Below are 13,512 nucleotides of genomic sequence, written 5' to 3'. Positions count from 1 at the left end.
TGTCAAAGTACATCAGGCAACAAGGGCAAACATTGCCCGTGGTCTTACTGACCAGTAGCAATGATGTCGGTTTTGAAAAGCTGAACCAGCCCGCGGTATCAGCCATTTTGCACAAACCTCTGAAAAGTCAGGATCTGGTCAAACTGATCGAGTCACTTTGATACTAGAGTAAAAAAAACCAAGCTGTGAAGTGAAGCAAGTGGAGTTTGTCTCAGATCAATATGCAAATACCGGCATTTGGTTATTCTGGACGTCCAAGAATAATTGCATGGATTTGCCACTATGGCTGTTGCCACCATTCAGGCCCGGGAACTCAGCAAGATTTACCAGACGGGTGAAGTTGAAGTTCACGCCTTGCGCGGTGTTGATCTCGACCTGTATGAAAAAGAACTCATTGTATTACTCGGGCAATCGGGTTCAGGCAAATCGACCTTATTGAATACCATTGGCGGGCTGGATGTGCCTTCGATTGGCACCGTCAGTTTTCGTGATGATGTCCTGGAATTTGATAACCCTTCACGACTTACCCAATATCGCCGCGAACACGTCGGGTTTGTATTCCAGTTTTACAATCTGATTCCCAGTCTAACCGCCCGCGAGAATGTGGCACTGGTTACCGAGATTTCAGAACATCCATTGCCACCGATAGATGCCCTGGACCTGGTCGGTTTATCCGAACGGGCCGATCATTTCCCGGCCCAGTTATCCGGTGGCGAACAACAAAGAGTGGCAATTGCCAGAGCGATTGCCAAGCAGCCAGACTTATTGCTGTGTGATGAACCCACCGGGGCACTGGATAGCGAGACCGGAATATTGGTTCTTGAAGCCATCGAGCAGGTCAATCGCGAACTTGGCACCACTACTGCAGTGATCACCCATAACCAGATTATTGGCGACATGGCCGATCGTGTGATCACGCTGGTCGATGGCCGTATTGGCAATATCCACGAAAACCCGCAGCGCATATCTCCCAACAAGATGAAGTGGTGAATAGCAGTGCGCTCCCTGAATAAAAAGATCATTCGCGACTTGTGGCATTTGCGTGGCCAGGTTCTGGCAATAGGATTGGTTATAGCTGCCGGAGTTGCGACCTTGTTGATGTCACTTTCAACTTTGGAAGCTTTGGATAAAACCTGTAACGCCTATTATGAGCGATATCATTTTGCCGACGTGTTTGTGAATCTCAAGCGGGCACCACAAAGTCTGGAACGCAAGATCTCGGCTATTCCGGGCGTACGCAATGTAGAGAACCGCATAGTAAGTTATGTAACGGTTGAAATACCCGAATTCAATGAGCCGGTGATGGCGCAGATCGTATCTGTTCCGGAAACCGGGCAGCCAGTCCTTAATCAACTTTCCATGCGCCAGGGTGGATGGTTGGAGCCCGGGCAAAAAGACCAGGTGATTTTAAATGAACCGTTTGCCGATGCTCATGACCTGCATCCCGGAGACACTTTTGTTGCAATCTTGAATGGCAAACGCCGACGTCTGAGTGTTGCAGGTGTCGCCTTGTCGCCTGAATTTATTTACAGCATCGGTCCCGGCGCTCTGATGCCGGACGACTTGCGTTATGGTGTGATGTGGATGGGCCAAAAGGAACTCTCGGCTGCCTTCGATCTGCAGGATTCATTTAACAGTTTGTCACTGGGAATCATGCATGGTGTGAATCCAAAAGATGTGATCAAAAAACTAGATCTGCTGATCGAACCCTATGGTGGTGTTGGCGCTATACCGCGGGCTGACCAGATATCCAATTGGTTTGTTACCAACGAGATCGAACAACTAAAAACCATGTCGTTAATATTGCCCGCGATATTTTTAGCCGTAGCGGCGTTTTTAACCAACATGGTACTTGCCCGATTACTTGCAAATGAACGCAGTTACATCGGATTAATGAAAGCTTTTGGCTACCGGGATATTGAAGTGACCTGGCATTATGCAAAACTTGTTTTGGGTATATGCGCAGTGGGTATTGCTGTCGGAAGTATTTTGGGGGCATGGTTCGGATTCGTAAATACTGAGATGTATGCCGAGGCTTTCCGCTTTCCGATCCTGATCTATCAGTTAAGTCCTAAAGCGGTTCTAATTGCTTCGCTATTGAGTTGTGCCGCCGCTTTGGCCGGAGCCATGCTGAGTCTGCAGCGGGTTGCCAGTCTTCCTCCAGCACAGGCAATGTTACCCCCGGCGCCACCGGCATACCGCAGTGCGGGATTGCTCAAGACTCGTTTTGGGGAATGGCTGGATCAACCGACTCGCATAATTGCACGCAATATATCGCGCACACCCTTCCGTTCAGCCTTAACGGTAGTGGGGCTTGCCAGTTCCATTGGCTTATTGATCATGACATTGCAATGGACGGATTCCATTAATTACATTGCGGAACGCCAGTTTTACGATGCACAACGTCAGGACATCATGGTCGGGCTGGCCGAGACCAAGGATAAACGAGTATTGCACGAGTTTGCCCATATGCCCGGAGTTTTGGCCGTGGAGCCTATGCATATCGTCAGCGCCGACTTCAGTAATGGCGCCATCACTCACCGTGGCGGTATTCAAGGAATCCCCGGGAATGCACAACTGCAACCGATCTATGACGACGCAAGCCACAGTGTGATCCCGCCTCCGGCTGAAGGCTTGGTGTTGGGTTCATACCTTGCTCAAAAACTGCAAGTTCGTCCAGGCGATTACATTGAAGTCGACGTTTTGGAAGGGCGCCGACCGCATTTGACGATTCCGGTTGTCGCAACTTTTGAAACCAATCTGGCCATGCCTGCCTATATGAATTTGGCCAGCTTGAATAGAATTTTACTTAGTGATTTTTCGATCGAGTATGTAAGTCTGTTGATTGACAAAAGTCAGCAACAAGAACTTTTTAATTTGCTTAGGGAAACGCCTGCGGCCTCAAGTGTGATGCTTAAACAGGCAGCGATCGATGCCTTTTACGATACGCTGGCTGAACACATGATGGTGTTTATTGGCATGTTCACCAGTCTGGCAGTGATTCTCGGATTTGGGGTTGCCTACAACAGCGCACGGATTGCGTTGTCGGAACGAGGGCGTGAACTTGCCACTTTACGCGTGCTCGGCTTTCGACGTACTGAAGTTTCCTACATTTTGTTGGGCGAGCTCAGTGTTCTGATGATACTCGCCTTGCCGGTTGGTGCCGTAATGGGTATCGGTTTGTGTCGGATCATGGCAAACGCCTTTGCCACCGAACTATTCCGTGTACCGATGGTTTTAACTTCAGCCACGTATGCCAAGGCAATGATAATTTGTATTGTTGCTACTATTTTTTCTGCTCTGATCGTGCGTCACCGTGTTGAGCATCTGAACATGATCAAGGTTTTAAAAACGAGGGAATGATAATGTCACAAGCGAACAATTCACAAAAAGACGATGCAACAAATAAAAAAAATGCACGTCAGACTGCTAATTCTGCACAGCGTAAACGATTTGTTTTGTGGCTGATTATTTTATTGGTCGTAGCAAGTGTATTGGCGTTTTTATTGCGGCCTCAGGCACTGGAGGTAGACATGCATGAGATCAGACCTCAGTCCCTGTTGGTCGGAATTGATGAAGAAGGCCAGACCCGAGTGCATGATGTTTACACCTTTTCAGCACCGGTAGCCGGGAAACTTGACCGCATTGAATTGGAGGTTGGTGACAGCATAAAAGCGAATCACACATCTCTTGCTGTCATACATCCACAAAGCCCAACGTTTCTGGACGTACGCAGTGAAAAACAAGCCAAAGCGGCCATAGACACGGCCATATCTGCTCGAAAGTTTGCCCTGGCCGAACTGGCACGGATGCGCTCCGATCTGGATTTTGCCAAAAGTGAATACGAACGAGCCCTGCAATTACGCCAACGCCAGGTCATTCCGGTGCGCCAACTGGATGATGCCGAGCATAATTACAAAGCCGCCCAGGCAGCACTGAATTCAGCCAGAGCGGCTGTACAAATGCGTAGTTATGAACTCAAGCAGGCAGAAGCGATGTTGCTGACACCGGCTGATGCCACCATTCATGGTGAAAACTGTGAATGTGTACCCTTGACCTCTCCCATCAATGGCAAGGTCTTAAAGGTCTATGACCCCAGTTCGCGCAGTGTTGCAACAGGCGAGCCGTTGATCGATATTGGCGATGCGTCCGATCTGGAAATAGTGGTCGACCTCTTGTCTGCCGATGCAGTACAAGTACAGGCTGGTGGGCGAGTGATCATCAACGATTGGGGTGGCGAGGGCAACCTGGAGGGACGGGTAAGACGTGTCGAACCTTTCGGATTCACCAAGGTTTCGGCTCTGGGCATTGAGGAACAACGTGTGAATGTGGTCATTGATATTGTGACTCCAGGCGAACAATGGCAAAGGCTGGGGCATGGCTACCAGGTTGGATTGAGTGTGGTTCTCTGGGAGGCTGATAACGTACTGACTGTTCCTTTAACGGCAACTTTTCGGAAAAAACTCTCACTTGATAAGGACCAAAAAGATGCCTGGGCAGTGTTTGTGGTTGAACAGGGCAAAGTCCGGCATCGCGATATTCAAATCGGACAACGCAGCGGACTTGATGCCGAAGTGGTGAGTGGTCTGGTCGCAGGAGAAAAAGTTGTTCTGCACCCAAGTAACAAGATCATGGATGGAGTGCGGGTCTCGAGTCGGACACGGAATTTCTAGGAAACAGTCAAGGAAACTCTTTTGGCCTTTAATTTTAATAAGTTTAAAAAATCATTCGAACCTGACAATTCGCAAGTCCTGATCAGCTCACCCTGGTCACAGGACATTGATTCTATCTTGTCAAAATTAAAGGTCGATCCAGCGCATGGCCTCAGTCAAAAAGAGATTGCCTCCCGCCAACAACAGTTTGGCCTGAATCAATTGCGTGAGATCAAGGCACGCTCGCTAATTTCAATTTTGATCAATCAATTGAAAAGTATCGTAGTCTTGTTGCTGGTAGCGGCCACTTTTGTATCTTTTTACTTTGGCGAGATTGTCCAGGGTATTGCGGTATGTAGCGTAATTGCCATCAACACGGCAATCGGTTTCCTCACCGAATGGCGGGCAACCCGCTCAATGGAGGCCTTGCGTAATCTGGGTCAAAGAAACACCAAGGTACGGCGAGACGGACATGTTATTCAAATACCTGCACAAGAGTTGGTGCCGGGTGACATTGTGGTCTTTGAGGCAGGGGATATTCTGTCAGCAGATCTCTGTTTACTCGATGCAGCCGAACTACAAGCAGACGAATCTGTTCTGACCGGCGAGTCTGTGCCAGTTACAAAGATGTTAGTCACTCTGGCCAAGGAGACCCATGTTGCCGAGCGTAGCAATATGTTGTTCAAAGGGACTTCTGTTTCGCGTGGGTCCGGCGAAGCTGTAGTGGTTTCAACCGGCTTACATACCGAGTTGGGACGGATTGCCAAACTGGTATCCGAGGCTGAAGCAAAAAGTACACCACTTGAAAAAAAGCTTGCCATGCTTGCTCGGCAACTTGTTTACATCACATTTGTTATTACTTTTTTTATCGCTGTCGCCGGTATCTTGGTCGGTCGCGAAACAGTACTGGCGATCGAGATTGCCATTGCTCTGGCTGTTGCGGCAATTCCCGAGGGCTTGCCAATTGTAGCAACCATTGCACTGGCAACCGGTTTACGCAAACTCGCAAAACGTAATGCTTTGATCAATCGATTATCGGCCGTTGAAACCTTGGGAGCAACCAGTGTCATTATTACCGATAAAACCGGTACTTTGACAGAAAACCAGATGACTCTTACCCGGATTGAGGTGCAGGATCAGAGCGCCATACTCAGTGAAGCCGGATACGAACTCAGCGGGGATCCTCAGGCAGGCGATGGAGACCCAGTCAAGCATATAAAGCTCTTGGATAGGGTGTTGAAAGTCGGGGTGCTTTGCAACAATGCTTCATTATTCAATCAGCCTGACGGCAAGCTTGAAACAGTTGGTGATCCAACCGAAGTGGCACTATTGGTAGCAGGAACAAAACGTGATCTGCAAAGGGATAAATTATTGCAGGATATGCCGGAGATGCGGGAAGAACCATTCAGCTCAGAGACCAAGGCCATGGCAAGCTTTCATCAGGAGCCCGACAGCTCCGGATATTATGTCGCCGTTAAAGGCGCACCAGAAAGCATTTTCAGTATATGCAATACGATCGCGTCACAGACTGGGAGTAAACAATTCACAAGCGAATTAAAAACACAATGGGAAGAAAAAGCCCGGAACATGGCAGTCGAAGGCCTGCGTATTCTCGCATTTGCCCATAAAACTGCAAGCACACTTGAAGAGTCTCCGTATCAGGCACTCACATTTTTGGGATTGGCTGGATTGGTTGATCCACCACGCGCCGGTGTACAAGAGTCGATCACGCAATGCCACAATGCCGGAGTCACCGTGGTCATGGTTACCGGAGACCATCCGGCCACTGCCTATCGCATTGCGAAAAAACTGGGAATAATTCCGAGTGAATCAACACTCTCTGATGCCATTGATCTGCGCGACTATAGCGATGACTTGTCATCCAATACCAGATTGTTACAAACAGCCGTATTTGCACGTTCCACACCGGTACAAAAACAGCAACTCATACAGTTATTCCAGTCTCGTGATCAAGTGGTTGCCATGACCGGTGACGGCATTAATGACGCACCTGCACTGAAAGCAGCGGACATTGGTATTGCGATGGGTCAACGAGGTACCCAGGTTGCCAAGGATGCCTCGGCCATGATCTTGCTGGATGATGCCTTCGCCAGCATCGTTGCGGCAATCAAACAGGGACGGGTGATCTACAACAACATTCAAAAATTTGTGGTGTATTTAATGTCATGTAATTTGAGTGAGATATTGATCATTGGATTAGCCACATTTGCCGGTGGGCCTTTACCATTATTGCCCTTGCAGATCTTGTTTTTAAATCTGGTTACCGATGTTTTTCCTGCCCTGGCACTCGGGGTCAGTAAAGGGTCAGACAATATACTTCAACAAGCCCCGCGTTCATTATCTATTCCCATTCTCGACCGCCGCTTGTGGTGGTTGATATTTACCTACGGTTTTTTGATTTCCGGAAGTGTCTTAGGCTCGATGTATTTGTCTCAGGTTTTGCTTGGTTATGATGAAATGCAAGCCGTGAGTATTTCATTTTTAACTTTGGCATTTGCCCAGCTGTGGCATGTCTTTAACCTGCGGGATAACAATAGACGGTGGTTAAACAACGAGATCGTCAACAATCGCTGGATCTGGATGGCATTGATCCTGTGTTGTGCGTTGATATTACTGGCCGTGTATGTACCGTTGTTTGCGAATGTCCTGCAATTGCACGCACCCGATGCCAGAGGCTGGCTGTTGGTTTTGTTAATGAGTGTCAGTATTGTCTGCACCGGACCGCTGGCAAGAATAATTATGCGTGGCCAGTCGCAGGCAACGGTGTAATAAAGTCCGTTTTTTTTGATCTGAATCAATACCCTTTTTTTGGCAAAGTTTAGTATAAAACAGTCCTGAACATAAACACTATTGAATGTAACGAGAGGTGAAACATGAATTTTCCAGATTTACTGCCCAGTGGTCGGTTTCGAGATTTTTTTAATTTTAATGATGCCAAGTCCTTGTCCAAATTGATGAATTTTGACGAAGCAGACTGGATACCGGCTGCCGAGATCACTGAAGATGACAAGGAATTTTTAGTCAAACTGGAAGTACCAGAGGTCAAAAAGAAAGACATGAAAGTCGAGGTGGTAAATGGCGCATTGTGTATCAGTGGCGAACGCAAGTATGAGAAAAAAGACAAAAAACTGCACCGGGTAGAACGCTACTATGGCAGTTTTGAGCGCAGTTTTTCCTTACCAGATAATGTGGATCCCGCGAGTGTTAAGGCCGAAAGCAAAGACGGTGTCTTATCGATCCATTTGAAAAAAACTGAAGCATCAGCGCCGGCTAAACAAACCATTGCCATTGATTAATTAGAGAAGGGCTTTAAACCGTGCCTGAGCACAGGAGTGTGTGATATGTTGAGTCAATTAATGAAAATGCGAGTGATGACCGCTGCGCTTTTGTGTGCCTGTAGCTTTACTTTACTCGCCTGTGCAAACATGAGTAAAGAAGAGCAGGGCACGATTGCGGGTGCCGTGATTGGTGGTGTGATCGGCGGTGAGTTGGGCGAGGACAATTCGAAAAGCACACGTAACTGGAAAATCCTCGCGGGAGCTGTGATCGGAGGGTATATCGGTGGCCGCATCGGTGAAAATATGGATGAGACCGATCGCTTAAAAGCCGGACACGTTCTGGAAAATAACCGTACGGGCCATGCCACAAGCTGGGTCAATCCGGACAGCAGCTCCAAATACACCATGACCCCGACCAATACCTACGATTCAGCCAGTGGGCCGTGTCGTGAGTACACCATGGATGCCATGATCGGCGGAAAAAGAGATACGGTGTATGGTACAGCCTGTCGGCAATCAGATGGCAGTTGGCAAATTGTCAATTAAAATTGCAAATACCTTGACCCTCACCTCCATCCGGGTGAGGGCATTATGAGGCCAGTAACCATACCGAGTTGTCATATCAAGTTGACAGCAAAATCGTGGTTTGGAACAACAACACTAGCAAACACAGGCTGCCACCGACGAATGGCACCCAGCGCGGGTAACGCGGTCCTTCTCCCTGATCAAAATTCTGGCTAATTTGTTCACGTTTTTTAATTCGCCACAGGGAAAAATTCACTCCGGCAAAGATCAGTAAAATAATTGTGCTGGTCAGTTTGGCTAAAGTGGTGAGAGGGAAATACAAGGCCAGGGCGAGAATGATAGCGCTGATAAAAACAGTCGCCAGTACCGGGGTTCGGGTTGCCGGATGAACTTTTCCAAGCCACCGCGGGGCTTGTTCTGAATTGGCCAAACCGTAGGCCACCCGTGACGCCATTATGATCTGCACCAGGGCGCCGTTCAATCCTGTGAGTAAACTCACGATCCATAAGCCTGTGGTCGCTGTCCAGCCTTGTCCTTTGACCAATTCAACGATTGGAGCCTTGCTGTTCTCCAACTGTGCCGGAGTTACTGCGGAAATAGCAATAATGCTGACCAGAATATAAAAAATACTGGTCACCACAACACTGATGATGATCGCTTTGGGCAGAGTGCTGCGAACATTTTTTACTTCTTCTGCCATGTTGACCATGTCTTCAAAACCGATAAACGCGTAAAAAGCTAAAAAAGCACCCGAAAATATCCCGAGCCAGACTTTGGCATCGGCCGGTGGGATAAAGGCTTGCCAGTTATCGGCAATTTCTCCAATACTGGTATCGGCTACACTGGCGGCGTATATCAAGGCGCTGACTTCTATGATGGTAATAATGGTAACTACAGCGACTGACTGGCCGATTCCCCAGGCCGCAACAGTGGCCATGGCTATTACCAGCAAAATTATTCCGAGGGTATGTGGAATCGCGACATTGACCTGTAAAAACCCAATGGTGGCAACGGTTAATGTTGCTGCGGATACAATGCCGGTCAGGATAACCAGCCAACCCGTCACAGTTGCCAGTGATTTGTTGTTAAATCCCGAGCGAATATACTGGGCTTCACCGGCACTTACCGGATAGCGGGAGGATAACTCGGCAAAAGAAAAACTGCTGAACAAGGCCAATACACCGGAACACAAAAATGCGATCGGTGCATACATCAAGGCTTCGCCGGCAACTTTGCCGAGCAAGGCATAAAAACCGGCACCGATCATGGTGCCGACCCCATACATGACCAGGAAGGGCAAGGTCACTGAGCGTTTCAGCGGTATGGTTTCAGTCTGCATTTCAAGCATCACCGCTTAATAACTGCACCTTTATAAAATTTCAAAAATCTTGATCCACCTAATCAAGCTGCCATTTTTTGTTCGATCCCGGCCACTTGTTGCAGTTTTGGAAAGTTGATCACTTTGACTTCACGGCGATCCAGTTCAATCAGATTTTGTTGCTTGAATTTACTGAACAAACGACTTACGGTTTCCAGTGCCAGTCCCAGATAATTGCCAATCTCGCCACGCGTCATATTGAGACTGATGGATTCAGATCCAGAGTCATTCCCACGTTTATACATATTAAGCAGAAAACTGGCTAATCTTTGATCGGCTGCCCGCTGGTTCAGGGTCAGCATCAATTCGTATTGCTTGGCGATCTCTTCACTGAGAATATTCATCATTTGTGTGTGTAACTCCGGTACTTTGCTTGCCAGGGCATCCAGTTTGTCATAGGGAATAGCACACACTTCGGTTTCTTCCAGAACTTTGGCAAAACTGTTGTGGCGTTTTCTGGCGAGAGCGTCGATTCCGATCAATTCACCGGCTCGATGAAAACCGGTTATTTGTTCTTCTCCGTCCTGGGAAATATTAAAAGTTTTAACACTTCCTTTACGGATCGCATACAAATAGGTCAGGGATTCACCGGCATAGAACAGGGTTTCGGATTTCTGTAGTGCTTTGGGGTGTTCTACAATCTCGTTGAATTTGTAGACCTCGCTGTCAGGCATGGCAGCGGCAATGCAAATTTCCTGTATCGGGCAATTATTGCAATGAATACATGTTTTACTGTTTCTCGAATCTTTCATCATGAATTCCTTGTGGCAAACTCTTAAAAGTTAATGTCCATTATTGATCTTGTGGAATATATGCTATGAGATTTACTGGACCAGCAGTATTGGGACTTGCTGCAGAAATCTTGTGGATTCTACTTAGATGTTTAAACAGTATTGCCTAGTTGAGATTAGCGGGGGGCAAAGGACAGACGTTGATCGACAGATTGACGTATTAGGTAATTTATTGATTTATATGTAATTTTTTATTAAATGACGTGGCTCAGGCATTTTCAATATATTGAGCCTGGTGGTAATTGCTCAAGGCATGAATTATGGCCAGGTTGGAGTTCAAGATCTCGCGATTGACATTCAACATGGAAGAAACTTCCGTGTCAGCAATTTCACGTTTATGCACTGCGGTAAAAATTTCAGCATGAAACTGGTCGTGTTTTAATTTGGTGTGTTGGCTCACTTCCTGCAATTCTTCAGTTAGCACGGGGTCACCGCTGTCAGATTTTAATGTGTATATGGCCGTGTAGAATTCCTGCATCAATTGATTGATCTGACCGAGAAATCGCATGATTGCTTGCTTACTGGAGAGTTCAAAGTCGTTTAGATCGTGCTGTATATCCTTGATATTTTTTGATGCATGCATGGCGTTTCGAATCGCGCTCAAGAGTTCATTCAATTCTTTTGCCTCAGCGGCTTCCAGAGTGTGTGCTTGCAAGTCGGTTGCAAACAACAGGATCTCGCCTTCCAGCAGTTTAGTTGCATGATACAAATGGGTGAAGCTTGTCGTTTCGTCAGTTTCCATGTCCAGCGTGTCGTGTAATGGCAGTAATCCGGGCGGTTTCCGGATCTTTGGAACAAAGCCTTTGCAGTTTTGGGCCAAAACACGTTGAATTAAATGTGAAGTTTCTTTGCGAATTGCGATCAATGCGGCAGTTGTAACGTCGGGTGTGATCTGCCTGATGTAATGTGATATCACAATTTCTTTTTCAACAAAAAGTGTTTCCAGGAATTTGGCCAGTTTGTTGATCATGGGCAAGAACAGAATGATGCCGATCAAATTGAACAATGTATGGAAGGCAACGAGTGAGTACAGCGGGTTTTTAATTCCGATCCATATAATGAATTGCAACAGTGGCATCAATAATATAAACGCAATCAGGTCAGTGACCACATTAAAGATCACATGTGCGGCGGCCACGCGTTTTTTATTCGGAGTGCCATTTGTGGCTCCGATCACGATGGTTGAGGTTGTGCCCAGGTCGGCTCCAATGGCTACTGCTGCTGCTGAGGGCAGGCTTATAATCCCGCCATCCAGTGCGGCAAGGGCAATGATCATGGTGGCTGAGCTGGACTGCACTACCGCAGCGAACACCGCGCCAAACAGCAAAAATTGAATGGCCGAAAAATCCCGAAGTGAATTAATATCAAACAGGGTTTTTAGATCACTCACGCTGTCTTTCATAAATTCAAGACCGAGCAAGAGTAATCCGATCGATGCCAGAACCATACCAACTTGTTGCTTGCGGCCTTTGCTCAATACCACAAAAAAACTGCCTAAGGCGATTAGTGGCAGTGATAAGGCGTCCAGATCCAATTTGAATCCTATGGTCGCAACAATCCAGCCAGTCATAGTGGTGCCCAGGTTGGAGCCGAAGATCACACCCAGGGCATTGTTTAACGACATTAGACCTGCGCCGGTAAAGGCGAGAACCAACAGGCCAACCAGTGAGCTGCTCTGCAACATGGCAGTAGTAAGGCCACCACTAAGCACCGACTGTACGGGTTTATCCGTATGCCGGATCAAAAAATTATTGAAGGATTTACTGCCCAGTGTACTCAGGGCATTTTCAATCAGATGCATGGCGAACAGGAATAACCCCAGGCCACCAATAAACTGCCAGATATTAATATTCGACAGCATCAATTCAGCTATCTAGCCTTGGCGGGTCGGGGGCGTATGCTCGATGTCGATTGCGGCATCCAGTAAAAGCAAGGCTTTATGGATCTCATCCAGATGCGTGTCATCACCACTTGGCATGCCTTCGTCGGCGGCGGCTTCTTTTTCCCGGGCATCGTATTCCCATTCACGCAAGATCTGGATCTTTTGTTCGCGGCTTAAGGCATCCACTGCAAGCACATCCAGGGGATGAGTGAATTCGAGATTTCTTTCTAACAATTCGTTATATAGCTTCATGTCAGGACTCCTTGTTTTATTACTTTATGCAGAAGTAATCGATCCTTAATCAGCTTATTTTTTCTACCCTGTAATTATATCATGCGCATTCCAGCCTTCTTGACCGATTAGCGGCACAAAACGTACGTCTGTCAGGTTTTCACGGGAAAATTCGTTTTCGCTATCACGTGTAATACGCACCAGTTCTTGAACTTGTTTATTAAGTCCGATGGGAATAACCAGACGGCCGCCTATAGTTAACTGTTGTTCCAGTGTACGAGGCACTATGGGGCTGGCCGCAGAGACCAGGATAGCATCAAAAGGGGCCTGTGATTCCATGCCTAAACTGCCGTCCCCGTGTTTCACAATGCAATTCGAGCAACCGGCAGCGGACAAATTTTTGTTAGCCAGTTTGACAAGTTCTTCGATACGTTCAATAGCATACACTTGTGCAACGATCTCATTGAGCAGGGCCACGGCATATCCCGACCCCGCGCCAACTTCAAGCACCCTGTCCTGTGGCGAGAGCATTAATGCTTGCAACATATAAGCCACAATATACGGCTGTGAAATCGTTTGCCCGGCAGCAAGCTGTACGGGTGTGTCATCATAGGCGCAATGCTCGTAAACTTTTGGCACGAACAGTTCTCGCGGAACTTTGCGAAATGCTTTTAAAACCAATGGGTCTTTGATCCCGCGAGCTTCAAGTTGGGTTTTAACCATGTTTTGCAATTCATTGTGAGTCGCCATTTTT

At 47.4% G+C, this 13,512-nt stretch carries 11 protein-coding genes; 6 read left to right on the top strand and 5 right to left on the bottom strand.

Annotated features, from left to right (window positions below; translation table 11 throughout):
• The first annotated feature begins 282 nt into the window (after nt 1-282).
• The 6 genes from HKN88_09070 (at nt 283) to HKN88_09045 (ending at nt 8,497) form a co-directional block, all read left to right on the top strand.
• A complete protein-coding gene (locus tag HKN88_09070; protein ID NNC98206.1) occupies nt 283-990 on the top strand; it encodes an ABC transporter ATP-binding protein in 708 nt (235 codons plus the stop codon).
• A gap of 6 nt (nt 991-996) precedes the next feature.
• Complete coding sequence (locus tag HKN88_09065) at nt 997-3,363, top strand: ABC transporter permease (protein NNC98205.1); 2,367 nt, start codon at nt 997-999, stop codon at nt 3,361-3,363.
• 2 nt (nt 3,364-3,365) lie between these two features.
• Nucleotides 3,366-4,673, top strand: a complete 1,308-nt coding sequence (locus HKN88_09060; protein NNC98204.1) for an HlyD family efflux transporter periplasmic adaptor subunit — start codon at nt 3,366-3,368, stop codon at nt 4,671-4,673.
• A 78-nt stretch (nt 4,674-4,751) separates the two neighbouring features.
• Complete coding sequence (locus HKN88_09055; GenBank protein ID NNC98203.1) at nt 4,752-7,442, top strand: cation-transporting P-type ATPase; 2,691 nt, start codon at nt 4,752-4,754, stop codon at nt 7,440-7,442.
• 104 nt (nt 7,443-7,546) lie between these two features.
• Complete coding sequence (locus HKN88_09050) at nt 7,547-7,969, top strand: Hsp20/alpha crystallin family protein (GenBank protein NNC98202.1); 423 nt, start codon at nt 7,547-7,549, stop codon at nt 7,967-7,969.
• Between the two features lie 66 nt (nt 7,970-8,035).
• Nucleotides 8,036-8,497: a hypothetical protein gene (locus HKN88_09045; GenBank protein NNC98201.1), complete on the top strand. Its 462-nt coding sequence runs from the start codon at nt 8,036-8,038 to the stop codon at nt 8,495-8,497.
• Nucleotides 8,498-8,573: 76 nt separating this feature from the next.
• Here the strand turns inward: HKN88_09045 and HKN88_09040 are convergent, their stop codons facing one another.
• From HKN88_09040 to HKN88_09020, 5 genes are all read right to left on the bottom strand, one after another.
• A complete protein-coding gene (locus HKN88_09040; GenBank protein NNC98200.1) occupies nt 8,574-9,815 on the bottom strand; it encodes an amino acid permease in 1,242 nt (413 codons plus the stop codon).
• Nucleotides 9,816-9,877: 62 nt separating this feature from the next.
• Nucleotides 9,878-10,606: a fumarate/nitrate reduction transcriptional regulator Fnr gene (fnr, locus tag HKN88_09035; protein ID NNC98199.1), complete on the bottom strand. Its 729-nt coding sequence runs from the start codon at nt 10,604-10,606 to the stop codon at nt 9,878-9,880.
• Between the two features lie 247 nt (nt 10,607-10,853).
• Nucleotides 10,854-12,506, bottom strand: coding sequence for a Na/Pi cotransporter family protein (locus HKN88_09030; protein ID NNC98198.1), 1,653 nt, complete (start codon nt 12,504-12,506; stop codon nt 10,854-10,856).
• Nucleotides 12,507-12,518: 12 nt separating this feature from the next.
• Nucleotides 12,519-12,779, bottom strand: coding sequence for a hypothetical protein (locus HKN88_09025; GenBank protein NNC98197.1), 261 nt, complete (start codon nt 12,777-12,779; stop codon nt 12,519-12,521).
• A gap of 63 nt (nt 12,780-12,842) precedes the next feature.
• Nucleotides 12,843-13,508: a protein-L-isoaspartate(D-aspartate) O-methyltransferase gene (locus HKN88_09020; protein NNC98196.1), complete on the bottom strand. Its 666-nt coding sequence runs from the start codon at nt 13,506-13,508 to the stop codon at nt 12,843-12,845.
• Nucleotides 13,509-13,512: the final 4 nt, after the last annotated feature.

The sequence above is a fragment of the Gammaproteobacteria bacterium genome (genome assembly GCA_013001575.1).
In the GTDB taxonomy this organism is placed as follows: domain Bacteria; phylum Pseudomonadota; class Gammaproteobacteria; order Steroidobacterales; family JABDMI01; genus JABDMI01.
This window is presented reverse-complemented; position numbering and strand designations above follow the sequence as displayed.